General features: G+C 67.0%; 21 protein-coding genes and 1 tRNA gene. 9 read left to right on the forward strand and 13 right to left on the reverse strand.

Going from position 1 to position 23,948, the window contains the following annotated elements:
- Positions 1-59 precede the first annotated feature (59 nt).
- The 4 genes from CTP10_RS01500 to CTP10_RS01515 form a co-directional block, all read right to left on the reverse strand.
- Positions 60-863 carry an ABC transporter ATP-binding protein gene (locus CTP10_RS01500; protein ID WP_116317001.1) on the reverse strand — a complete coding sequence of 268 codons (804 nt, stop codon included), beginning with the start codon at positions 861-863 and terminating at the stop codon, positions 60-62.
- An 18-nt stretch (positions 864-881) separates the two neighbouring features.
- Positions 882-1,793 carry a nitrate ABC transporter permease gene (gene ntrB / locus CTP10_RS01505; protein ID WP_116317002.1) on the reverse strand — a complete coding sequence of 304 codons (912 nt, stop codon included), beginning with the start codon at positions 1,791-1,793 and terminating at the stop codon, positions 882-884.
- 56 nt (positions 1,794-1,849) lie between these two features.
- The gene (locus CTP10_RS01510) at positions 1,850-3,190 is read right to left on the reverse strand and encodes a CmpA/NrtA family ABC transporter substrate-binding protein (protein WP_116317003.1); all 1,341 of its coding nucleotides are present in this window, start codon (positions 3,188-3,190) and stop codon (positions 1,850-1,852) included.
- A gap of 421 nt (positions 3,191-3,611) precedes the next feature.
- Positions 3,612-4,247: an ANTAR domain-containing response regulator gene (locus CTP10_RS01515; RefSeq protein WP_116317807.1), complete on the reverse strand. Its 636-nt coding sequence runs from the start codon at positions 4,245-4,247 to the stop codon at positions 3,612-3,614.
- Between the two features lie 242 nt (positions 4,248-4,489).
- On the opposite strand from CTP10_RS01515, the gene CTP10_RS01520 reads away from it, so the two are divergent.
- A complete protein-coding gene (locus tag CTP10_RS01520; RefSeq protein ID WP_116317004.1) occupies positions 4,490-5,191 on the forward strand; it encodes a fumarylacetoacetate hydrolase family protein in 702 nt (233 codons plus the stop codon).
- Between the two features lie 4 nt (positions 5,192-5,195).
- Positions 5,196-5,843, forward strand: coding sequence for a maleylacetoacetate isomerase (maiA, locus tag CTP10_RS01525; protein WP_116317005.1), 648 nt, complete (start codon positions 5,196-5,198; stop codon positions 5,841-5,843).
- A 107-nt stretch (positions 5,844-5,950) separates the two neighbouring features.
- Here the strand turns inward: maiA and ftsY are convergent, their stop codons facing one another.
- Entirely contained in the window at positions 5,951-7,114 is a 1,164-nt protein-coding gene (ftsY, locus tag CTP10_RS01530; protein ID WP_116317006.1) for a signal recognition particle-docking protein FtsY, read from the reverse strand.
- A 228-nt stretch (positions 7,115-7,342) separates the two neighbouring features.
- Here ftsY and CTP10_RS01535 point away from each other — a divergent pair, with 228 nt between their 5' ends.
- The 5 genes from CTP10_RS01535 (at position 7,343) to CTP10_RS01555 (ending at position 12,143) form a co-directional block, all read left to right on the forward strand.
- Positions 7,343-8,881 (forward strand): M16 family metallopeptidase, encoded by a 1,539-nt coding sequence (locus CTP10_RS01535; protein WP_116317007.1) that lies wholly within the window; start codon positions 7,343-7,345, stop codon positions 8,879-8,881.
- A 9-nt stretch (positions 8,882-8,890) separates the two neighbouring features.
- On the forward strand, positions 8,891-10,282 hold the full coding sequence (locus CTP10_RS01540) for a M16 family metallopeptidase (RefSeq protein WP_116317008.1): 1,392 nt from the start codon (positions 8,891-8,893) through the stop codon (positions 10,280-10,282).
- Positions 10,283-10,370: 88 nt separating this feature from the next.
- Complete coding sequence (gene rsmD, locus CTP10_RS01545; RefSeq protein WP_199414494.1) at positions 10,371-11,090, forward strand: 16S rRNA (guanine(966)-N(2))-methyltransferase RsmD; 720 nt, start codon at positions 10,371-10,373, stop codon at positions 11,088-11,090.
- A gap of 239 nt (positions 11,091-11,329) precedes the next feature.
- Positions 11,330-11,815 carry a pantetheine-phosphate adenylyltransferase gene (coaD, locus tag CTP10_RS01550; protein ID WP_116317009.1) on the forward strand — a complete coding sequence of 162 codons (486 nt, stop codon included), beginning with the start codon at positions 11,330-11,332 and terminating at the stop codon, positions 11,813-11,815.
- A 67-nt stretch (positions 11,816-11,882) separates the two neighbouring features.
- Entirely contained in the window at positions 11,883-12,143 is a 261-nt protein-coding gene (locus CTP10_RS01555; RefSeq protein WP_116317010.1) for a YfhL family 4Fe-4S dicluster ferredoxin, read from the forward strand.
- Positions 12,144-12,275: 132 nt separating this feature from the next.
- Here the strand turns inward: CTP10_RS01555 and CTP10_RS01560 are convergent, their stop codons facing one another.
- The 8 genes from CTP10_RS01560 to CTP10_RS01595 form a co-directional block, all read right to left on the reverse strand.
- On the reverse strand, positions 12,276-14,132 hold the full coding sequence (locus CTP10_RS01560; protein ID WP_116317011.1) for a PhoX family protein: 1,857 nt from the start codon (positions 14,130-14,132) through the stop codon (positions 12,276-12,278).
- Between the two features lie 205 nt (positions 14,133-14,337).
- Positions 14,338-14,934 (reverse strand): aminoacyl-tRNA hydrolase, encoded by a 597-nt coding sequence (pth, locus tag CTP10_RS01565; protein ID WP_116317012.1) that lies wholly within the window; start codon positions 14,932-14,934, stop codon positions 14,338-14,340.
- Positions 14,935-15,095: 161 nt separating this feature from the next.
- The gene (locus tag CTP10_RS01570; protein ID WP_116317013.1) at positions 15,096-15,710 is read right to left on the reverse strand and encodes a 50S ribosomal protein L25/general stress protein Ctc; all 615 of its coding nucleotides are present in this window, start codon (positions 15,708-15,710) and stop codon (positions 15,096-15,098) included.
- 133 nt (positions 15,711-15,843) lie between these two features.
- Positions 15,844-16,797, reverse strand: a complete 954-nt coding sequence (locus tag CTP10_RS01575) for a ribose-phosphate pyrophosphokinase (RefSeq protein ID WP_116317014.1) — start codon at positions 16,795-16,797, stop codon at positions 15,844-15,846.
- A 95-nt stretch (positions 16,798-16,892) separates the two neighbouring features.
- Positions 16,893-16,969, reverse strand: a tRNA-Gln gene (locus CTP10_RS01580).
- Positions 16,970-17,028: 59 nt separating this feature from the next.
- The gene (gene ispE / locus CTP10_RS01585; RefSeq protein ID WP_116317015.1) at positions 17,029-17,907 is read right to left on the reverse strand and encodes a 4-(cytidine 5'-diphospho)-2-C-methyl-D-erythritol kinase; all 879 of its coding nucleotides are present in this window, start codon (positions 17,905-17,907) and stop codon (positions 17,029-17,031) included.
- On the reverse strand, positions 17,904-18,512 hold the full coding sequence (gene lolB, locus CTP10_RS01590) for a lipoprotein insertase outer membrane protein LolB (protein WP_116317809.1): 609 nt from the start codon (positions 18,510-18,512) through the stop codon (positions 17,904-17,906). Before lolB ends, ispE begins: the two co-directional genes overlap by 4 nt.
- 124 nt (positions 18,513-18,636) lie before the next feature.
- Entirely contained in the window at positions 18,637-20,604 is a 1,968-nt protein-coding gene (locus CTP10_RS01595; protein ID WP_233527940.1) for a tetratricopeptide repeat protein, read from the reverse strand.
- 140 nt (positions 20,605-20,744) lie between these two features.
- Here CTP10_RS01595 and mutM point away from each other — a divergent pair, with 140 nt between their 5' ends.
- Together mutM and CTP10_RS01605 are read left to right on the forward strand one after the other, a co-directional pair.
- Positions 20,745-21,620, forward strand: coding sequence for a bifunctional DNA-formamidopyrimidine glycosylase/DNA-(apurinic or apyrimidinic site) lyase (mutM, locus tag CTP10_RS01600; protein WP_116317016.1), 876 nt, complete (start codon positions 20,745-20,747; stop codon positions 21,618-21,620).
- A gap of 273 nt (positions 21,621-21,893) precedes the next feature.
- A complete protein-coding gene (locus CTP10_RS01605; protein ID WP_116317017.1) occupies positions 21,894-23,846 on the forward strand; it encodes a dynamin family protein in 1,953 nt (650 codons plus the stop codon).
- The last annotated feature ends 102 nt before the right edge of the window (positions 23,847-23,948 follow it).

The following is a 23,948-nucleotide window of genomic DNA, read 5'->3' on the forward strand; positions in this document are numbered from 1 at the left end:
TAGCGGAGCAGCGCCGTTGCGCCCATCGCCGCCGATGGGCGCAACGGCGGGAGGCAAGGTCATGCTGCCTCTTGCAGCGCCGGGTTACGCTGCTTGCGGTAGAGGAAGTCCAGTACCGCCGTGCGGCAGGCGTGGTAAGCCTTGTCGTCGGCCAGCGCCACGCGGTCGCGCGGGCGCGGCAGGTCTACCTTGAGGATCTCGCCGATGGTGGCGGCCGGGCCGTTGGTCATCATCACGATGCGGTCGGCGAGCAGCACGGCTTCATCGACATCGTGCGTGACCATCACCACCGTGCTGCGCGTGCGCGCCACGATCTTGATCAGCTCGTCCTGCAGGTGCGCGCGCGTCAGCGCATCGAGCGCGCCGAAGGGTTCGTCCATCAGCAGCACCTTGGGCGCCATCGCCAGCGCCCGGGCAATGCCGACGCGCTGCTTCATGCCGCCGGAAATCTCATGCGGGTACTTGCCCTCGGCGTGCGTCAGGCCCACCAGCGCCAGCGTCTCGTGCGTACGCGCCTTGAGTTCGGCCTTGCCCTCGCTGGCGGCAAACACGCGTTCCACGCCCAGGTAGACGTTCTCGAAGCAGGTCAGCCAGGGCAGCAGCGAATGGTTCTGGAACACCACGGCACGCTCCGGTCCGGGCCCGGCGATCTCGCGCCCGGCGCAGATCAGCGCGCCGGTGGTTGGCGTGGCCAGCCCCGCGATCAGGTTCAGCAGCGTGGACTTGCCACAGCCGGAGTGCCCGATCAGCGTGATGAACTCGCCCTCGGCAATCTGCAGGTTGATGTCGCGCAGGGCGACGAAGGGCCCCTTGCGCGTCTTGAAGGTCTGTCCGACGTTCTCGATGCTGACGAACTTTTCCATGGCGTCTCTCCCTCGCTTTTAGTTGGCGCCGTAGCTGAAGCGCCGTGCCAGTGCCAGCAATGCATGTTCGAGCATCAGCCCGATGACGCCGATCACGAAGATCGCGATCACGATGTGCTCGACCTTCAGGTTGTTCCACTCGTCCCACAGCCAGAAGCCGATGCCGGTGCCGCCGGTCAGCATCTCTGCCGCCACGATCACCAGCCATGCGGTGCCGATCGACAGCCGCACGCCGGTCAGCATGTAGGGCAGCACCGCGGGGAACAGCACCCGCGTGAACACCTTCCACTCCGACAGGTCGAGCACACGCGCCACGTTCAGGTAGTCCTGCGGCACGCGCGTGACGCCCACGGCGGTATTGATCACCATCGGCCAGATCGAGCAGATAAAGATCGCCCAGATCGCCGCCGGGTTGGCGGCCTTGAACAGCAGCAGCCCGATCGGCAGCCAGGCCAGCGGCGAGACCGGCCGCAGCAGGCTGATCACGGGCGACGCCATCGCGTTCAGGAACGCAAAGCGCCCGATCAGGAAGCCTGCCGGGATGCCGATCACCGCGGCCAGGCCGAAGCCCGCGGCCACGCGCGCCAGCGACGCCAGCACGTTCCAGCCGATGCCCTGGTCGTTGGGGCCGTTGCGGTAGAACGGGTCGGAGAACAGCGGCACCGCCGCGTTCCAGGTTGTGCCCGGCGTGGGAATCGCCGGGATCAGCGTGGCGATGCCGTGCCAGGCCAGCACGAACAGGGCAAAGCCCAGTACCGGCGGCACGGCCTTGCGCACCAGGGCGCCGAGCGCGTCGCGGCGTTGCGCGCGCCGTTCCTGCGCGGCGATCTCCAGCTCGCGCCGCCGTGCGCGTTCCTTGGCATCGGTGTCGATGGCGGCGGCATGGGCCGCATTGGCGCCGTCAGGCGCGGTGTGGGCGATGGCATTCACGTCGGGCTCCTTTGTCCAGGGGCGCTGCGGATCAGCGGGGAGGTGGCGGCCTGGCGTCAGGCGTTCTGCGCGCCGGCCTTGATCTTGAAGCCGTCGGCGTACGCCTTCGGGTCCTTGGTGGCATCCCAGACCACGCCGTCGATCAGCTTCGCGGTACGGAAGTCGCTCTTGGGCAGCGGCACCTGCGCCGCGGCAGCGGCCTGCCTGAAGATGTCGATACGGTTGACCTGCTTCGCCACGGCAAGGTAGTCCGGGTGGTCCTTGAGCAAGCCCCAGCGCTTGTGCTGGGTCAGGAACCACATGCCATCGGACAGGAACGGGTAGTTGGCGCTGCCGTCCTGGTAGAACTTCATGGCATCAGGATCGTCCCAGGTCTTGCCCAGGCCGTTGTTGTAGCGGCCGAGCATGCGGTCCAGGATGATGTCCATGTCGGTGTTGACGTAGGACTTGGCGGCGATGGTCTCGGCGGTCTTGCGGCGGTTGGAGGCCGAAGCGTCGATAAACCTGGACGCTTCCAGCACCGCGGCCACCATCGCGCGCGCGGTGTTGGGGTACTTTTGCACGAAGTCCGCGGTGGTGCCGAGCGTCTTCTCCGGATGGTTCTTCCAGATCGACTGCGTGGTCTCGGCGGTAAAACCGATCTTGTCGGCGATGGCGCGCGCGCCCCAGGGCTCGCCTACGCAGAAGCCGTCCATGTTGCCCACGCGCATGTTGGCCACCATCTGCGGCGGCGGCACGGTGATGGCCTTGGCGTCCTGCATCGGGTTGATGCCGTGGGCCGCGAGCCAGTAGTACAGCCACATCGCGTGCGTGCCGGTGGGGAAGGTCTGCGCGAAAGTGTAGTCGCGCTTTTCCTTGACCATCAGCGCCTTCAGGCTGGCGCCGTCGCGCACGCCTTTTTCGGCCAGCTTCGACGACAGCGTGATGGCTTGGCCGTTGTAGTTCAGGTTCATCAGCACCGCCATGTCTTTCTTGGGGCCACCGATGCCGAGCTGTACGCCGTAGATCAGGCCGTACAGCACGTGCGCGGCATCGAGCTCGCCATTGACCAGCTTGTCGCGCACGCCGGCCCACGAGGCTTCCTTGGTCGGCGTGATCTTGATCCCGTATTTCTTGTCGATGCCGAGCGTGGACGCCATGACCACTGAAGCGCAGTCGGTCAGCGGGATGAAGCCGATGCGCACGTCGGTCTTCTCGGGGGCGTCGGACCCCGCTGCCCACGCCCCGGCGCGCACCAGCGGATCGACCAGCGTCATGACGCTGGCGCCGGCGATGGTCGCCAGCACGCGGCGGCGGCCGCTGCTGGCTGGCACCGCGTCGGCAGCGGCCGCCGAGGCGGCTTCAGAGGCGTTCACCGCCGCGTGCAGCGGCTTGGCAATCCTGAGGCGAGAAGGCATTGCGAAACTCCAAGAAAAAAGCGTCCCTGTCCGCGGCCGGCTTCGCCAGAAGACCGGTACGGTGCAGGGACGCCGTTGTCCATGGCGTGACGCAGCCTGCGTTGGCTGTGTCCGCCTAAATTGTGATCGGCCGCCGTTGGCCGATGACTGCATATCGCAAGGCGTGTGCCAGCCTGTGCGGTGCAGCATTTCGGGGCGGGACTGTACCGGCGGAGTGACGCATCGGGTCGAAATGGGCTGGCACGGTGCGTGCGCCGACCGCGCTGCCGCATCGCGGGGCAGCGCGGCGGGAGGCGGTTAGGGGACGGTGCAGAGGCGGTGCAGAGGCGGTGCGCGAAGGGATCGCTTTGGGGCGGCGCCAGGATCGTGCATTGCACCAGCCGCGGGCTGCCGCGCCCCGGGGCCGGCGGTGGACGGGCGATCAGCCCATCACGTCGATCACGCGCTGGGCGGCGTCGACCAGTTTCAGGCCGCGCTCCATCGCCATGCTGCGCAGGCGCTTGTAGGCCTCGTCCTCGCTGATGCCGCGCGCCTGCATCAGCAGGCCCTTGGCGCGCTCGACCACCTTGCGCTCGGCCAGCTTGAGGCGGGTGGCGTCGAGTTCGGCGCGCAGCTGCTGGTCCAGCTCGAAGCGGGCATAGGCGACGTCGAGCACCGTCTTGACGCGCTCGGCGCGCAGGCCGTCAACGATATAGGCGGTAATGCCCACCGACAGCGCGGCCTTGATGCGCTGGCTGTCGTCGTTGTCGGTAAACAGCACGATGGGCCGCGGCGCATGCTGGGTCGAGACGCAGACATGCTCGATGGTGTCGCGCGCGGCAGACTCCGAGGCGATGATCAGCATGTCGGGCTGGGTGGCGGTGATCACGTCCGGCAGGTGCAGGTCGGCATCGACGATCTGGATCTCGCTGAAGCCGGCGCTGAGCAGCCCGTTGCGGATGGTTTCGACGTTGAGCGGGTTGGCGTCAAGGGGATCGCGCACCAGCAGGATACGAAGCGTCCGTCCGGCGGCGGGGGCAGGCGTCGATGGCGAGGGGGGCGGATGGCGTCGGGTCATGGCTTCATTCTGTTGCAGTGCGCCATGCAAGATTCGCGCCGGGTGCGGGGCGGACCACCCGCACTGCCGTGGTGCAGTGTGGTCGCGGGCCCGCCTGGATTCATTGTATGCCGTCGTACGCAGCCCACCGCGCGCGGTGTATCCTGTTGCCCTGCCGCGCAGGGGGCGTCTGCTGGCGACGCCGCAATGCCTACCCCGCATCCCGTGCTGCGGAACTGATCAGAAAAAATCTGGAGAGATGCATGACCGAATTCGTGTTCGCCCCGCCGGCCCCCGTTGGCGTGCCGGTGCGCGGCAGCAACGCTAGCTTCCCGGTCCGCCGCGTGTACTGCGTCGGCCGCAACTATGCTGCCCATGCCCGCGAAATGGGCTCGGATCCCGACCGCGAGCCGCCGTTCTTCTTCTGCAAGCCGTCCGACGCGGTCAGCTACGTCGCCGATGGCACCGAAGGCACCTTCCCGTACCCGCCGGGCACCAGCAACTGCCACTATGAAGTGGAGCTGGTGGTGGCGATCGGCACGGGCGGGCGTGACATCCCGTTGGAAAGCGCCGCGCAACACGTGTTCGGCTACGCCGTGGGCCTGGACATGACCCGCCGCGACCTTCAGAACGAATCCAAGAAGACGGGCCGCCCCTGGGAAACCGGCAAGGCCTTCGACCGGTCGGCGCCGATCGGGCCGATCGTGCCGGTCTCGGCCATCGGCCACCCGGAGAAGGGCGAGGTCACGCTGTCGGTCAACGGCGCGGAAAAGCAGCGCGGCGACCTGTCCGACCTGATCTGGTCGGTGCCGGAGATGGTGTCGTACCTGTCGAAGCTGTTCGAATTGCAGCCGGGCGACCTGATCTTCAGCGGCACGCCCGAAGGCGTGGGCCCGGTGGTCAAGGGCGATGTCATGCAGTGCCACGTCGGCGGCGTGGGCGACCTCACCATCAAGGTAGTCTGATCCGATGCTCAAGCTTTACAGCTACTTCCGCAGCTCGGCCTCGTTCCGTGTGCGCATCGCGCTGGAGCTGAAGGGGCTGCCGTACGAATACGTGCCGGTGCACCTGCTCAAGGAGGGTGGCCAGCAGCTCAAGCCCGAATTCCGTGCGGTGAACCCGGACGGCCTGGTGCCGGCGCTGGCCGATGACGGCAACGTACTGCAGCAATCGCTGGCCATCGTCGAGTACCTGGACGAAGTCCATCCCGAGCCGAAGCTGCTGCCCGGCACGGCGCTGGAGCGGGCCTACGTGCGTGGCCTGGCGCAGGAAATCGCGTGCGAGATCCATCCGCTGAACAACCTGCGCGTGCTGAAATACCTGAAGCACAAGGTAGGCGTGACCGACGAGGTCAAGGACGCCTGGTACCGCCACTGGATCGAGCTGGGCTTCGAGTCGCTGCAGGCCAACCTGGCGCGCGGCGGCAAGGCGGGGCGCTTCAGCTTTGGCGATACGCCGACGCTGGCCGATATCTGCCTGGTGCCGCAGGTGTTCAATGCGCAGCGCTTCAATGTCGACGTGAGCCGCTATCCGACGATCGCGAAGATCTATGAGGCGTGCATGGAGATGGAAGCGTTCCAGAAGGCGGAGCCGAAGTCGCAGCCTGACGCGGAATAAGCGTTCGCGGGATCGCACGCAAGAAAACGCCCCGGTCAATGCCGGGGCGTTTCTGTTTCTGTTTCTGTTTGATGACTGGCTGATGACTGGCTGATGACTGGCTGGCTTCAGCCCAGCAGCGCTTCGGCGAATTCCTCCGCCTTGAAGGGCTGCAGGTCCTCCACCTTCTCGCCCACGCCGATGAAGTACACCGGCACCGGGCGCTGGCGCGCGATCGCCGCCAGGATGCCGCCCTTGGCGGTGCCATCCAGCTTGGTCACGATCAGGCCGGTCAGCCCCAGCGCATCATCGAAGGCGCGGGTCTGCTGCAGGGCATTCTGGCCGGTATTGGCGTCGATCACCAGCAGCACCTCATGCGGCGCCGTCGGCATGGCCTTGCTGATGACGCGCTTGACCTTCTTCAGCTCCTCCATCAGGTGCAGCTGCGTCGGCAGGCGGCCGGCGGTATCGGCCATCACGATGTCGATGCCGCGCGCCTTGGCCGCGTTCACCGCGTCGAAGATCACCGCGGCCGGGTCGCCGCTTTCCTGCGCCACCACGGTGACGTTGTTGCGCTCGCCCCAGATCGTCAGCTGCTCGCGCGCGGCGGCGCGGAAGGTATCGCCAGCGGCCAGCAGGACCTTCTGGTCGTAGCGCTGGAAGTGCTTGCACAGCTTGCCGATGCTGGTGGTCTTGCCGGCGCCGTTGACGCCCGCGATCATCATCACCAGGGGCTGCTCGCGGCCCAGCGCCATGGTTTTTTCCAGCGGACGCAGCAGGTCGGTCAGCAGCGTCTTGAGCGCGGCCTTGACGCCTTCTGCCGATTCGATGCGCTCGGACCTGACCCGCTTGCGCAGCTCGGCCAGCAGGTATTCGGTGGCTTCCACGCCCGCGTCGGCCATCAGCAGCGCGGTTTCCAGCTCTTCGAACAGCGCCTCGTCGACCTTGACGCCGACGAACAGCGTGCCGATGTTGCGGCTGGTCTTGGACAGGCCCGTGCGCAGCCGATGCATCCACCCTTGCCGGGCTTCAGCGGTGACTGCGGGCGCGGGGACCAGTTCAAGCGTTTCGATGGCGGCGGCCGGTTCCGGCGCGGCCACGGGGGCCGGCGCCGGGGGCGGCACCTGTGCGGGAACCGGTGTCGGCGTCGGGACCGGAGCCGGAGCGGGGACCGGGGCAGGCGCGGGTGTGGGCGTGGGGGTGGGCGCGGGCGCCTCTAGCGGCGCGGGTGCCGGGGCTGGCGTCTCGACGGACGCGGGCTCGGCCTTGCGCTTCTTCCAGAAACTAAACATTGGGGAATGGAGTCAATACCGGGGCCGCTACCCTGGTGGCACATTGCCGGCAGGCGACCGGTTAATAATCAAGGGCTTACGCTGACATCGCGAAGGTCGGGGAGAACCCGTTGTGGTCCCGGCCGGCGATTGCGTATAGTTCGCTACATCAGTTCGCTACATGGCTGATCCGCGCGCGCATGCCTGCCCGTGTGGATCGATCGGCAAAATTCTAGCAGACGGGGTCGCATGAACCATTGCGTTGTCCTGACCGCGGCGGGCGCCGAAGGTGCCCAAGCACGCATCCAACGGCACTGCCAGCCTTCCTCCTCAACACTTCCCGCCGGCGCCGCGCGCCTGGCGCGGCGCATCGTCCCGGCGCTGCTGCTCGGCCTGCTGCCCTGGTCGTTGCCGGCCGGCGCGCAAGGCGTGGTCGGATCGCCGATGCCTTCCGCGCAGACCGCGCCCGCCGGCGCCACCGCGCATGGCACCACTGAATACCGGCTCTCCAACGGCCTGCGGCTGATCGTCAAGGAGGACCACCGCGCACCCACGGTGGCGCACCAGATCTGGTACCGCGTCGGCGGCATCGACGAGGTCAGCGGCACCACGGGCGTGGCCCACATGCTCGAACACATGATGTTCAAGGGCACGCTCAAGGTCGGCGTGGGCGAGTTCTCCAAGCAGGTGGCGGCACTGGGCGGGCGCGAGAACGCCATGACCAACCGCGACTTCACCATGTACTACCAGCAGATCGGCAAGCAATACCTGCCGAAGATGATGGAGCTGGAGGCCGACCGCATGGCCAACCTCATCATCAGGAAGGACGAGTTCGACCGCGAGATGAAAGTGGTGATGGAAGAGCGCCGCCTGCGCACTGACGATTCCGCCCGCGGCAACGTCTATGAGCAACTGCTCGCCACCGTCTACACCGCGGCTGCCTACCGCCACCCGGTGATCGGCTGGATGGACGACCTGGTCAACATGCGCGTCGACGACGTCAAGGACTGGTACCGCCAGTGGTACGTGCCCAATAACGCGCTGGTGATCGTCACCGGCGACGTCAAGGCCGAAGAAGTGCGGGCGCTCGCCGAGCGCTACTACGGCAAGCTCAAGCCGCGCACGCTGCCGCTGCGCAAGGACCAGGAAGAGCCGACGCAGCAGGGCATCAAGCGCATCTGGGTCAAGGCGCCGGCCGAGAACCAGTACATGGTGATGGCCTACAAGGTGCCGCGCCTGCGCGATGTCGAAAAGGATGTCGACCCCTACGCGCTGGAGGTCCTGGCTGCCGTGCTCAACGGCTATGACAATGCCCGCCTGACGCGCGAACTGGTGCGCGAGCAGCGGCTGGCCGACGACGTCAACGTCGGCTACGACAGCATCAACCGCGGCGAGTCGCTGTTCGTCCTCGACGGCACGCCCGCGGCCGGCCACAACACCGACGAGATCGAACGCGCGCTGCGCGCCGAGATCCAGCGCATCGCCAGGGAAGGGGTGTCGCCGGAAGAACTCAAGCGCGTCAAGGCGCAGGTGGTGGCGGGGCAGATCTACAAGCGCGATTCGGTGTTCGGGCAAGGCATGGAGATCGGCGTAACCGAGATTTCCGATATCCCCTGGCGCCAGATCGACCGTATGCTCGACAAGATCAAGGCGGTCACGCCGGCGCAGGTTCAGGCCGTCGCCGCCAAGTATTTCAACGACGACAACCTGACCGTGGCCACGCTGGTGCCGCAGCCGATCGACCCGAACAAGCCCAAGACCCAGGCCCCGTCGGGCCTGCGCCACTGAGGAACGACAATGTCCCAGTCCGCCACTTTCCACAAAGCGCGGTCCCGCTCGCTGCGCACGCTGGCCGGCGCGGCGCTCGGCGCCGCCATGCTGCTGGCCGCGCAACTTGCCCAGGCCGCGATCCCGATCGAGCACTGGACCGCATCCACCGGCGCGCGCGTGTTCTTTGTCCACAGCCCGTCGATTCCGATGCTCGATGTAAATATCGATTTCGATGCCGGCAGCCGCTATGACCCGCCCGGCAAGGCCGGGCTGGCGACGCTGACGGCGGCGCTGCTGGACAAGGGCGCGGCCGCGCAGGACGGCCAGCCGGCACGCGACGAGGCACAGATTGCCGACGCCTTTGCCGATACCGGCGCGGCCTTCGGCGGCGCGGCGGGCGGCGACCGCGGCGGCATCGGGCTGCGCACGCTGACCGCGCAGCCCGAGCTGGACCAGTCGGTCGCGCTGGCGGCGCAGCTGATCAAGGCACCGATCTACCCGGACGCCGTGGTCGGGCGCGAGAAGCAGCGCCTGATCACTGCCATCCGCGAGGCCGACACCAAGCCGGGCGTGATCGCCGACAAGGCGCTGGCCAAGGCCATGTACCCGGACCATCCCTACGGCGTGGCGGCCACGCCGGAGAGCGTGCAGTCGGTCACGCGCGATGACATCGCCAAATTCTGGCGCGACAACTACGGTGCGAAGCGCGCGGTGGTGACGCTGATCGGCGCGATCGACCGCAAGCAGGCCGAAGCCATTGCCGAACAACTCACGCGCGGGCTGCCGCAGGGCAGTGCCGCCCCGGCGCTGCCGCAGGTAAAGCTCAATATCCCGGCCAGCGAGCAGCGCCTGCCGCATCCGGCGCAGCAATCGAGCGTGGCCATCGGCCAGCCGTCGATCGCACGCGGCGACCCCGACTATTTCGCGCTGCTGGTGGGCAACTATGTGCTCGGCGGCGGCGGCTTCAGCTCGCGCCTGACTGACGAGGTGCGGGAGAAGCGCGGCCTGACCTACGGTGTCGACAGCTACTTCGCGCCGTCGAAGCAGCCGGGGCCGTTCGGCATCAGCCTGCAGACCAAGAAGGCTCAGACCGACGAGGCGCTGGCGCTGGTGCGCCAGGTGCTGGCGCGCTTTGTCGCCGAAGGCCCGACCGAGAAGGAGCTGCGTGCGGCCAAGGACAACCTTGTCAACGGCTTTCCGCTGCGTATCGACAACAACCGCAAGCTGCTGACCAATGTCGCCAATATCGGCTGGTACGGGCTGCCGCTGGACTACCTGGACACGTGGACCGCGCAGGTCGGCAAGGTGACGCGCGAGCAGGTCAGGGCGGCCTTCCAGCGGCATGTGCGTCCGGACGGCATGGCCACGGTGATCGTCGGCGGCCCGGTGGGCAGCACGCCGACCGCATCCCGTAAGTGACGCAAGCACCGCACCTCGCGGGCCAGCCTATGCGCGCCCCCTCACGCGCGGCTGCGGCGAACCGGCCCGCAGGCTCTACAATCACGGGATGAATTCGCGTTCCCGATTGCCTTCGCCCGCTCCCGGCGGGCGTACTCCTTCCTCCGCGCCGGCCTCCGCTGCAGCCGGCGGACGTTCTCCCGCAGGCCCTCCGCGCCCGGTGCCGCGCCCGGTGCCGCGCCAGGCGCCGTCCCAGGTCCGCATCATCGGCGGGCGCTGGAAGCGCACGCTGCTGCCCGTGCCCGACGCCCAGGGTTTGCGCCCGACACCCGACCGCGTTCGCGAGACCCTGTTCAACTGGCTTGGCCAGGACCTGTCAGGGCTTGCCTGCCTGGACCTGTTTGCCGGCTCCGGCGCGCTCGGGTTCGAAGCCGCCTCCCGTGGCGCGGCTGCAGTAACGCTGGTGGAGTTCAACCCGCGCGCAGCCAGGCAGCTGCGCGACAACCAGTACCGGCTCGATGCCAGCCAGGTCCGCGTAGTGCAGGGCGATGCCTTTACGGTCGCGGCGCAGATGCCCGACGGCAGCTTCGACGTGGTGTTCCTGGACCCGCCCTTTGCCGAGGACTGGATCGGCCCGTCGCTGGAGCATGCCGCGCGGCTGCTGCGGCCCGGTGGCGCAGTCTATGTCGAAACCGACCATGCGCTGACCGGCGTCGAGGCCCCGGTCCCGGCATCGCTGGAGATCGTGCGCCATGCGCGCGCCGGCGCAGTGCATTTCCATTTGCTGCAGCACCGCCAGCATCCACAGCACGGTAACGGCGCCGATTGACAACCTGCGCAGGGATTGCCCGAAGCTTCAGTTTCGCCATGTGCTAAGGGCACCTTTCCGATTGCGAAATGGATTCGTGGGTGCAGTGCCGCAAAACGGTGCGCTGCCCGCCTTCCAAGTGGCGCATTTAGGGTTACACTACGCCGCTGTCACAACGCTCGCGACGCAGCACCCACGCCGGTCCGACCGGCGAACGAGGCGGCCACAACGGCCGGCAGCGGGCAGATCAAGGAGGAAGTATGGTCATCGCGGTCTATCCCGGCACCTTCGATCCAATGACCCGGGGACACGAGGATCTGGTCCGCCGTGCGTCGAATATCTTCGACGAACTGGTGGTCGGCGTGGCGCATAGCCCCAACAAGCGCCCGTTCTTTGCGCTCGACGAGCGCATCGGCATTGCCCGCGAAGTGCTAGGGCACTATCCCAACGTGCGCGTGGAGGGTTTTGCCGGGCTGCTCAAGGACTTCGTTCGCAAGAACAATGCGCGCGTAATAGTGCGCGGCCTGCGCGCGGTGTCCGACTTCGAGTATGAATTCCAGATGGCGGGCATGAACCGCTACCTGCTGCCGGACGTCGAGACCATGTTCCTCACGCCGTCCGACCAGTACCAGTTCATCTCCGGCACCTTTGTCCGCGAGATCGCGGTGCTGGGCGGCGATGTCAGCAAGTTCGTGTTCCCGTCGGTGGAGCGGTGGCTGCAAGAGAAAATCGCCAAACCGGAATAAAATACGGCTTCAGACACGTCAGACCGCGGCCAGTCGGGCGCGGGCGTGTCCGCAGGAAGGAAACACCATGGCGCTACTGATCACCGACGACTGCATCAACTGCGACGTTTGTGAACCCGAGTGCCCGAACGAAGCCATTTCGATGGGGCCCGAGATCTATGAAATCGACCCCAACAAGTGTACCGAGTGCGTCGGGCACTTCGACGAGCCGCAATGCCAGCAGGTCTGCCCGGTCGCCTGCATCCCCAAGGATCCGAACCGGGTGGAGTCGCAGGAGGTGCTGATGCAGCGCTACCGGCTGCTGACGGCGGCCAAGCACGCTGCCTGATCCGCTGCCCGCCTGCCTGCATTGCTTCGCGTCGCACTCAGAGGTAAAAAAAGCCCCCGTCACCGCAAGGTGGCGGGGGCTTAACTTTTCCCCAGGTACTACGGTACTACGGCACTACAAGGCACTGCGCGGTTACGCACCCACCGGCTTGCCGTCCGTGCGGCGCACGACGATGGTCGACGAGCGCGGCGGCTTGGCGGCGTCCGGCCACTGGCCGGTCGGGTGCTGGATGTTGATGAAGCAGGTGGTCAGGTCCGGCGTGTAGGCGATGCCGGTGATCTCGCAACCCTTCGGCCCGGCCAGGAAGCGCTTCGACTGCCCGGTCGGCGAGATGTAGTACATGCTGTTGTTGCCGAAGGTGTTGGTATAGGTCGCGCTGGTGCTGGAGTCGGTCTGCACCCACAGGCGGCCCTTCGGGTCCACGCGCAGGCCGTCCGGGCTCGAGAACGTGTCGCCGTTGATGTTGCCCTTCAGGTTGTCCGTGGCCAGCGACGGGTCGCCGGCCTGCAGCAGGATGCTCCAGGTGAAGGTGGTGGCCAGCGGCGAGTCGCCGGCTTCCTTCCACTGGATGATGTGACCGTGCAGGTTCTGCACGCGCGGGTTGGCGGCGTCGGTCTGCTGGCGGCCGCTGTTGTTGGTCAGCGTGCAGAAGACGGTCTTGTCCAGGCCGACCGTGATCCATTCCGGGCGGTCCATCAGCGTGCCGCCGGCCACGCGCGCGGCTGACTTCGTGTTGACCAGCACGTCAGCTTGCGTGGCGAAGTCAACAGTGGTCGGTGCCGGCGAGGTGGCAGACTGGGTCCAGTTGCCCGGATCCGAGGCGCCGACGGTCAGGCCATTCTTGCCTTGCGTTAGCTCGATCCACTGGCCGCTGCCATCGGCGTTGAACTTGGCCACGTACAGCGTGCCGCTGTCCAGCAGGTTGGCGTTGGCCGAGCGGTTGCTGGGGTCGAACGCCTGGCTCGGGATGAACTTGTAGATGCAGCCCGGCGTGCCGTCGTCGCCCATGTAGAAGGCCACGTTGTGGCTGGCGTCGGTCAGGAAGGCGACGTTTTCATGGTCGAAGCGGCCCATCGCCGTGCGCTTGGCCGGCGCGCCCAGCGTGCCATACGGGTCGATCTCGACGACCCAGCCGTAGCCCTTCTCGTCCTGGTTCCTATCCAGGTAGTTGTCCGTGCTTTCTTCGCAGGTCAGGTAGGTGCCCCACGGCGTGTAGCCGCTGGAGCAGTTGTTGAGCATGCCGACCACGGTCGAGCCCACCACCGCAGCGGCAGGGCCGCCCACGCGGTACAGCGTGTTGCCGGTGTAGCGCTTGTTGTAGATCGAGTCGCGCTTGACCTGCCACTTGCCGCTGGCGGCCAGCTCGACCTCGATCACCGAGATGCCGACCGCCGACAGCGCGATGCGCTTCTGCTCCGGCGTGGCGGTGCCTGCGGTGTAGGTGCCGCCGGCGAACAAGATGTTGTAGTCCGGCAGTTCGTGGTTGATGGCGAGCAGGCCGCCCTTCTGCGGATCGACACCCGACAGCGCGAAGAAATGCATGCCGTCATGGTTGCCGCCGGCCTGGCGCTCGGTTTCGGCCGACGACTGGAATGCGCCGGCGTAGCCGGTGGCGCCGGCCTCGACCGGATCGCCTGCGGAGAACAGTACGTCGACGCTGTAGCCGTTCGGCACGACCACCGTGTCGGCGGTCGACTTGGCGATCGCCTCGAAGGTGACGTCGTAGCTCGGGGCGACGGCGCCAGGCACGGGGCCAGGGGCGGGAGCCGGTGCCGGTGCCGGAGCGGGCGCGGGATCGTCGCCGCCGCCGCAGGCGGCCAGCAGGCCGCTGCCAAAAGCCGAGAACAGCGACAGGCCCACGCCGCCGCGCAGCACCCGGCGGCGAGCGGGGTTGGCGGCGACGATGTCTTCCAGCCTCTGGCCGGGCACGTCAACGTCAGGCTTGGCAGCACGGCCGGCGGCGCGCGCTTCGTCGGTCAGGTACGACATGGGCTTTCCTCTCTTGTGGGTTTGTCATGCGCGCCGGCTACCATGTGATGCCGGAGCGGTGGAAACCCCGCAATGTAAGGACTGCCCGTGGAAGTTTGATGACAGCATGTCTGCAACATAAGAGTTGCAGCGCGCCAACGACAAACGGGCCGCGTGTGCGGCCCGTTTCACATGCTTGTCGCAGGAGTGTGCCTGCGGCGCTTGTTCAGCGCGTAGTGTGCAGCTGCGCCATTGCGCGTTCGGCATCGCCGCGTGCCAGCAGGCCGAGCGGATCCATGCTGCGGTCGATGGCCGCGTCGATCGCTTCCTGCTCCTCTTTGCGCGGTGGCTTGAGCACGAAGTTGACCACGTCCTCGCGTCCCGCGCCGGCGCCGCCGGGCGCATTGCGCGGATGGCCGACGCCGATGCGCAGGCGCCAGTAGTCCTGCGTGGTCAGGTGGGCCGAGATGTCCTTGAGGCCGTTGTGGCCACCCGCGCCGCCGCCGCGCTTGAGCTTGACGGTGCCGGACGGCAGATCCATCTCGTCGTGCGCGACGACGATCTCGTCCGGCAGGATCTTGTAGAAGCGTGCCAGCGAGACCACGGCCAGCCCGGAGCGGTTCATGAAGGTCGAGGGCTTGAGCAGCCAGATGTCCTGGTCCCACAGCCGCGCGCGCGCGGCCAGTCCGTGGAAGCGGCCTTCCACGCGCGGCGTGGCGCCGCCCATGCGGGCGAGCTGGTCCACCAGCCAGAAGCCGGCGTTGTGCCGGGTGGCCTCGTATTCCGCGCCGGGATTGCCGAGGCCGACGATGAGCTTGATCATGCGATTGACTGAGTCGTTGGCGCGCAGGGCTGCGCCACAGGCGCCAAGGATACCGAAAAACCCGCCACCTGCCGGTTCGGCAGGGTCGAAAAAAAACCGCCGCGAAGGGCGGCGGTTTTTCCGTGGCGCGGCCCATGGGCCGCGGCCGCTGCAGCAGCAGCTTAGGCAGCCGGCGTTTCGCCTTCGCCTTCGGCGCTTTCGGCGGCCGAAGCAGCGCCAGCCGGCAGCGAGATGCTGGCGATGGCGGGGTTGTCGTCACCGTGGGTGATGACGGTCACGCCCTTCGGCAGCTTCAGGTCGCTCAGGTGCAGGGTCTGGCCCAGTTCCATCGTGCCGACGTCCACTTCGATGAACTCAGGCAGGTCGGCCGGCAGGCACGACACTTCCAGGTCGTTGACGATGTGGTTGACCAGGCCGTGGCCCAGCTTCACGCCAGGAGCGGTTTCCTGGTTCATGAAGTGCAGGGGAACCTTGACGTGGATCTTTTCGGTGGCCGACACGCGCTGGAAGTCGACGTGCAGCACCAGCGGCTTGAACGGGTGCATCTGGAATGCGCGCAGCAGGGCCTTTTCTGCCTTGCCAGCGACTTCCAGGTCGAGGATTGACGAGTGGAACGCTTCCTTCTTCAGGGCGTGCCACAGCGCATTGTGATCCAGTTCGATCATCTTCGGCTCGGCGGCGCCGCCGTAGATGATGCCGGGGGTCTTGCCCGAATTGCGCAGGCGGCGGCTCGCACCCGTACCCTGTACGCTACGCTCGAAAGCGACAACTTTCATGATGACTCCAAAAGTAAAGAAGGCCGTCCGCGACCAGACAGCCTCGTTGCGGCGCTAACAAAAGAATCAGCGCCGATCAAGTCACGTTGGCCGCCGTAAAGCGGCTGCCAACGCAGTAAAGCGTTAAATTCTATCAGGAACCCGCAAACAGCGACATGATCGAGTCGCCCTTGACGATGCGGGTGAAGGTCTCGGCCAGCAGCGGTGCGGTCGAGAGCTGGCGGATCTTGCCGCACTTGGCGACTTCTTCCGACAGCGGGATGGTGTCGCACACCACCACTTCGTCCAGCGCCGAGTCGGCGATGCGGGCAGCGGCGCCGCCGGACAGCACGGGGTGCGTGCAATACGCGAACACCTTCAGCGCGCCACGCTCCTTCAGCACCTGGGCGGCCTTGCATAGCGTGCCGCCGGTGTCGATCATGTCATCCATGATGACGCAGTTGCGGCCTTCGACTTCACCGATGATGTTCATCACCTCGGCCACGTTGGCCTTGGGACGACGCTTGTCGATGATCGCCAGGTCGCAGTTCAGTTCCTTGGCCAGCGCACGCGCACGAACCACGCCGCCGACGTCCGGCGAGACCACCAGCAGGTCGCCGTAGTTCTTCTCGCGCAGGTCGCCCAGCAGGACCGGCGATGCGTAGATGTTGTCGACGGGAATATCGAAGAAGCCCTGGATCTGGTCGGCGTGCAGGTCCATCGTCAGCACGCGCTCGACGCCGGCGACTTCCAGCATGTTGGCCACGACCTTGGCCGAGATTGCCACGCGCGCCGAACGCGGGCGGCGGTCCTGGCGGGCATAGCCGAAGTAGGGCATGGCGGCGGTGATGCTGCGTGCCGAGGCGCGCTTGAGCGCGTCGACCATCACCATCAGTTCCATCAGGTTGTCGTTGGTCGGCGCGCAGGTGGACTGCAGCACGATGACGTGCTTGCCGCGAACGTTTTCCTGGATTTCAACCTGGACTTCACCGTCGGAGAAACGACCAACCTGGGCCTTGCCCAGCGGAATGCCGAGGTGCTGTACGACAGCCTCCGCGAGTTTGGGGTTGGCGTTGCCGGTAAATACCATCAAGCCTTCGCTGCTCATTCGGGGCACCTGTCTTGCTGCTGGGGGAGCTTGGTGTCACCGGCGAAGCCGGTGACTTGGGATATCGTGTTCCGTTAGGACACTATAGGAAGTAATGGCAGGGGAAGAAGGATTCGAACCTTCGAATGCCGGAATCAAAATCCGGTGCCTTGACCAACTTGGCGACTCCCCTACACAACCGGGCCGTTCTTCGTGGTACCAACCTGCCGTACCGCGCCGAACGATAACTTGCTATGCGAACGCTGCGAGCGGGTGATGTGCCATACTCCTCACACACCTGCCATCCCATTCGGGAGGCAACCTTTCCAAGACCTGCTGCGCTGTCTTTGCGTCAGGAAAACGCGCAAACACGCAGGCTCCGGAACCGGTCATCCTGGCATGCTGATTGTATTGCTTCAGCCATTCCAGGGCTCGGGCGACTTCGCCGAACTTCGCTGTTGCTATCGGTTCCAGGTCGTTGCGACCGAAATCGAATTTGTTTGTGCGAGCAGCGAAGACCGCAATTATGGAGAGCGGCGTATCCCTTGTCAAGCGGGGGTCCGAAAAAATTTCAGCGGTGGGCACATGCTGCTTCGGATGGATGACCACGAACCAACTCTCGGGCAGGTCCACCGCCGTCAGTTGCTCGCCCACGCCCTCGGCAAAGGCGTTCTGGCCGAACACGAACACGGGCACGTCGGCGCCCAACGACAGGCCGATGCGCATCAGTTCTTCGCGCGCCAGGTCCAGGCCCCAGAGGTGGTTCAGCGCCAGCAGCGTGGTCGCGGCATCCGACGAGCCGCCGCCAATGCCGCCGCCCATCGGCAGCACCTTGTCGATCTCGATGTCGGCGCCGAAGGTGGTGCCCGCCGCGGCCTGCAACGCGCGCGCGGCGCGCACGACCAGGTCGCTGTCGGCGGGTACGCCGGGCACGTCGGTGACGCGCGCCACGATGCCATCGTCGCGCCGGCGGAAATGCAGCGTGTCGCACCAGTCGACCAGCTGGAACACGGTCTGCAGCGTGTGGTAGCCGTCGGCGCGGCGCCCGGTCACGTGCAGGAACAGGTTGAGCTTGGCGGGCGCGGGGCAGTCGCGCAGCTCCGCGGGAGGCAGGTTGTTGGCGCGATTCATGGCGTCTGGGGATCGATGACCAGGCGCACCGACAGCGGGTTTGCGGCGGAATCGCGCGCCAGGTCGATACGGCGCGGCAATGCCGTGGCCGTGCCAGCGGCAGCAGTGTCTTGCCATGCGACATAGCGCACGGTCCAGCCGTTCTGCGCCAGCGTAGCCACGCGTCCCTGCTCGTCGCGCGTGGTGCGCGCCGGCGAGCCCTGCGCGGCACGGCCGTGCAGCCAGTCGCGCATTCCGGCCACCGGCAGCGCGAAGCCGAGCGCTTCTTCCATCAGCGTGTCGACCTCGGGCGCGTTGCGCGGCGGCTGGTTGGGCAGGTCCAGCGTGGCGCCGGACGGCGTGGCGGTGACCACTGCCAGCGTCTGGCCCAGCGGCGAGACCAGGTCGAGCCGCACGTTGCGGCCTTGCTCTTCCCAGCGGAAGCTGCCGGTCACGCCTTCGTCGCGGCCGTAGCGCACGTAGTTTGCCGAGAAGCGGCCGGTGTATTGCTGGCTTGCGCTGGCGTCGCCGGCATCGAAGCCGCGTGTCGGCGCCACGCTGGCGCAGGCCTGCAGCAGCAGTGGGGCGCCCAGGCAAAGCAGTGCCAGGCGTCTGGTTCGGTTCATGGACATGGTCGTGGAGCGGCGGTGCGCGGCCGTAGCCGCGGCCGCCGCACTGGGACGGGAATCCGGTGCCATGCCTGGCTGTGCAGGCACGGCTCGCCGGATTTCTCGGTTACGGGGTTACGGATTACTTGGCCAGCTGCACGTCGAATTTGTACCGGCGCAGCGTATCGACCAGGGTTTCGTTCTCGGGATCGATGCGCATGGCCTCGGTCCAGGTCTTGCGCGCTTCGTCGTGCTCGCCGAGCTGCCACAGCACTTCGCCCAGGTGTGCGCCGATTTCAGCTTCGGGCGCCTTGGCGTAGGCGTTGCGCAGCAGGTCGGCGGCGGGGCGCAGCTCGCCCATGCGGAATTTGACCCAGGCCAGGCTGTCCATGATGTATGGATCGTCCGGGCCCAGCTCAGAGGCGCGTTCAAGCAGGCTGCGCGCTTCGGGCAGGCGTTCGTTGCGATCGGCGAGCGAGTAGCCGAGCGCGTTGTAGCCTTGCTTCTGCTGCGGCTGCAGCGCGATCACGCGGCGCAGGCCCTTTTCCATGCTGTCGTAGCGCTTCTGGCGCTCGTCGAGCATGGCCAGCTCGTAGATCCAGTCGGCGTTGTCGGGCTCGGCCGCGACCCGGTCGTCAAGCAGTTTGCGCGCGCGGTCGTAGGCCTTGGTCTCCATCAGCGTGGCCACCTCGGCCTGGCGGATTGCCATGACGCGCTGCGCGCGCTGGCCCGGGTCGGGGATATCCTCGGCGTCGGCAAGCATTTCGCCAAACAGTGCCTGCGCGTCGTCCAGCTTGCCCAGGCGTGCCAGCAACTGCGCGCGCTTGGCGGTGGCAGCCGGGGCCAGGCGGATGTCCTCGATGCGGTCCAGCCACTGGATCGCATTGGTGTAGTCCTTACGTTCCTCGGCGATCTGTGCCAGGTACTGGTAGGCGATGTCGGGGTTGGCCGTGGGCTGCTTCTCGACCAGCTGCAGGTACTCCTTCAGGTATTGCTCGGCTTCGTCGTAGTTCTTGGCCTGCAGGCTGGTCAGCCCAAGTGCCAGCGGCACGCGCGGATCCGCGGGTGCCACCTTGCGCAGGGTCTCGAACTCTTGCCGGGCCGCCTGCATGTCGTTGCGCAGCAGGTACAGGCGTGCCAGCGTGATATGGCCGTTGACCGAATCGGGCGACTTGTCGAGGAAGCGCTTGAGGATGGCGACGGCTTCGTCGGGCTCCTTTTCGGCGCGCAGCTCGGCGGCCATCAGCGCGGCAGGCTCATAGCCCGGCCGCAGCTTCAGCGCCTGGTCGAGCGCGGCGATCGCGCCTGGCATGTCGCCGGCAACTTCGCGCGCGCGCGCCAGCGCCAGGTAGGTTTCCGGCAGCTTGGTATCGTTGCGCGTCAGCTCCTGCAGCAGCGTAGCTGCCCCGGCGGGATCACTGGTGCGCGACAGCTGCTGCTGCATCTGCAGGATGGCGTCGCCGCGGTGGCTGGCGGGTACAGCGGTCAGCTGCTGCTGCAGCAGCGGACGGGCGTCGTCCCAGCGTCCGTTCAGTACTAGCAGCGTCGACAGGACCTGCGCGGCAGCGGGCGAATTGGGCGAGATTTCGCGCCACAGCCGCGCCGCATCCAGCGCCTGCTGCGGGACGCGCGCGTTGAAGGCGATCTCGGTGGCGCGCTGCGCGAAGCGCGGGTCGCGGGTCTGCCGCGCCAGTTCGAGGTAGGTGCGGTAGGCCGGGCCGACCAGGCCGCGCTGCATGGAAATTTCGGCCGCCAGCACCATATAGACGATGTCGTCGGTCAGCTCCAGCGACGGCAGCGGGCTGCGTGCCGACTTGCCGGTGCTTCCGGCGGCGGGGCGCGCGTCGTCAGAAGCGGCGAGCTGCAGCGGCGCAACCTGCGCCAGCGGCACGTCACCGGCGGGAGGTGCGGCATGGGTGGCGCCGGCGGCTATCGCCAGCAGCGCGGCGGCGCCCAGCGCACGTGCGTGGCGGCGGGTTCTGGCAAAGGCTCTCGCGACGCCTGCTGTGCGCGAAAATGCGCCCTCGCGTACGGGTATCCCGCACACAGTGGCTTGCAATGTGGCGTCCGGCATCAAATCCGGCGTCAGGTCCAGCTTCAGGTCCGACATGTATCGAGTGCTCCGGCGCACGCTGGCGAAGGAATGGATAAGGCCATTGTAGCCTGCCGCTACAATGCGCTGCTTGGCGCGCGGGCCCATGGCCCGCAAGGCCGGCAGGAGTTTGGAGCGCTAACCAACGGAGAGGTTCGATGCCTGAATTGCCCGAGGTCGAAGTGACCCGGCGCGGCTTGCTGCCGCACGTTGTGGGACGGCGAATTGAGGCGGTGACGGTGCGCCACCGCGGGCTGCGCTGGCCGGTCGACCCGGACCTCGAAGACCGCCTGTCGCAGCGCGTGGTGCGCCGGATCGAGCGCCGGGGCAAGTACCTGCTGCTCGAATGTGTCAGCGATGAACCCGCCGAGCCGGCCGGCTGGCTGCTGGTGCACCTGGGCATGACCGGCACGCTGAGGGTACTGCCCAAGGCGCCGCCGCCAGGCGCCCATGACCACCTGGACGTGGTGCTGGCTCCTGGTGCCGAGGGCATAGAGGGCGGCCAGGGCCCGGTGGTGCTGCGCTTTCGCGATCCGCGCCGCTTCGGCGCGGTGCTGTGGACCACGCTGCCCGAGCACGAACTGCCATCCCACCCGCTGCTGCGCACGCTCGGCATCGAGCCCTTCGATGCCGCTTTCGACGGCGCCTGGCTGCACCGCCACACGCGCGGCCGCAGTGCCGCCATCAAGACGGTCTTGCTGGCCGGCGGCATCGTGGTCGGGGTCGGCAATATCTATGCGTCGGAAAGCCTGTTCCGCGCCGGCATTCGCCCCACAACCCCGGCCGGCCGTCTCAGCCGCGCGCGTTGTGACCGGCTGGCGCAGGCCGTGCGCGAGACCCTGGCGCAGGCCATCGAGCGCGGCGGCAGCACGCTGCGCGATTTCGTCGGCAGCGACGGCGCCAGCGGCTATTTCCAGCTCGATTGCTTTGTCTACGACCGGGCCGGCCAGCCATGCCGCGTCTGCGCTACCCCGGTGCGCCAGATCGTGCAGGGCCAGCGCTCTACCTTCTACTGCCCGCACTGCCAGCACTGAACGCCGCTGTGGTGATGCGCCGTGTGGCGCACAATGCGCGTCGCCGGCGATTGTCGATGGCTCGGCGCAACACTCAGGCCCGCACGCCACCCGCATGGGACGCGAATTCCACAAAACCGCCGTGGAAACCTGTATCGTGTGCGCAGTCATAAAAAGTTACAAAAATGGAACAGATTGGTCCGCCGGACGACTGCGGCGGGCCGGTAGTGCGGGAACACGGGCGCGCCACCGCTGGCGGCGCCCCGAAGTAAAAACCGAGTCAGCCGAACAGCCATGACAACGCTCGCCCACCAATTCGAACAATACGGCGCCTGGAGAACGGGGGTCCTCCAGTCCCTGGCCGAATTCCAGTCGTGGCTGCAACAGCACGACCTGTATGACGCGCAGGCCGACGATCGCGTGCAGCGGATCCAGAACGTGCTACGCAGCGACCGGCTCAAGGTAGCCTTCATTGCGGAGTTCTCGCGCGGCAAGAGCGAACTGATCAACGCGATCTTCTTTGCCGACTACGGGCGCCGTATCCTGCCGTCATCGGCGGGCCGCACCACGATGTGCCCGACCGAACTGCGTTACGACGAGGCCGAGCCGCCTTGCATCCGGCTGCTGCCGATCGAAACGCGGCTGCAGGACGCCTCCACCGCCGACTTCCTCGAGGCCGGCCCGTCGGCAACGCACTGGCATACGGTGTCGCTCGACCCGTCCTCGCCCGATGGCATGCTCGAAGCCTTCCAGCACGTGGTCCAGACCGTGCGCGTGCCGCCGCAGCAAGCCGAGGCACTGGGCCTTTACCACGAGAGCGACCCCGATGCCGCCTACGCGGTCGATGCAGAGGGCATGGTCGAGATCTCGCGCTGGCGCCATGCGGTGATCAATTTCCCGCACCCGCTGCTGCGCCAGGGGCTGGTCATCCTCGACACGCCGGGGCTGAACGCGATCGGCACCGAGCCCGAACTGACGCTGCGCCTGATCCCCGACGCGCACGTGGTGGTGTTCGTGCTGGCCGCCGACGCTGGCGTGACCAAGAGCGACCTGGAGCTGTGGCGCACCCACGTGGACGCCGGCCACCGGCGCGGCTGCCTGGCCGTGCTCAACAAGATAGACGGACTCTGGGACCCGCTGCGCCAGCCTTCCGAGATTGCCAGCGAGATCGCGCGGCAGGTCTCGAGTACGGCGCAGGTGCTGGGCATCGAGCAGGCGCGCGTCTATCCGGTGTCGGCGCAGAAGGGCCTGGTGGCCAAGGTCACGCATGACGACGCACTGCTGGCGCGCAGCGGCTTGCCGGAGTTCGAGCATGTGCTGTCCAACCAGCTGATCCCGCGACGGCGCGACATTGTCTCCGACCAGGTGCACCGCCAGGCGCAGGACATGGCGCGCGCCGCGCAGCAGCTGCTGCAGAGCCGCCGCCGCGATATCGTTGAGCAGTTGTTCGAACTGCGCGGGCTGCGCGGCAAGAACCACGCGATGGTCAAGCACATGCTGATGCGCGTGCAGGGCGAGAAGGAGGAGTTCGAGCAGAGCATCAGCAAGTTCCAGGCGCTGCGGCTGGTGTTCGGCCGCCACAGCGCCGACATCATCAAGAGCCTGCAGCTGCGCGACGTGCGCCGGACCATGCGTACCGCGCGCGAGCAGATGAAGGAGCGCTTCTTCTCGCGCGGCCTGCGCGAGGACATGGATGCGCTGTTCGCCCAGCTCACCGCGCTGGTGACCGATGCGGACAACAAGATCGGCCAGCTGCACCAGCTGATCGAAAGCATGTACCGGCGCTTCAATGCCGAGCATGGCTTCACGCTGCCCGCGCCGATGCAGTTCACCGCCGAGCGCTACGTCGCCGAGCTGCAGGAAACTCTGCGGCTGGTGCATGCGCACTTCGGCACGGTCAGCATGCTGACGCGTTCGCGGCCGCAGCTGGTGGAGAACGCGTTCAGCACCATGGCCAGCCGCGTGCTGGAGAATTTCCGCGACCTGAACCGCGATATCGAGGTCTGGCTCAAGTCGGTGATGACGCCGCTGGAAGCGCAGGTGCGCGAGCACCAGAAGCAGCTGCGCCGGCGCGTCGATTCGATCGAGCGCATCCATGAGGCGACCGATACGCTGGAAAGCCGTATCGCGCAGCTTGAGGAAGTGCTGAACGGGCTGGATGAGCGCAGCGGCAAGATCGAAGGGTTTGCGCTGCGGTTGCTGCGGCCGGCGGCCGGGGCGGAGGAAGCGAGCCTGGCGGTGGCGTGACGGGAAGCGGTTGACGGGATTCGGCTGACGGGATTCGGCTGACGGGATTCGGCTTTCCTGGCCGGTATATCATGTAGCGCCGCGCATAGCGGCGCATTTTTT

The organism is Cupriavidus sp. P-10 (assembly GCF_003402535.2).
Classification (GTDB): domain Bacteria; phylum Pseudomonadota; class Gammaproteobacteria; order Burkholderiales; family Burkholderiaceae; genus Cupriavidus.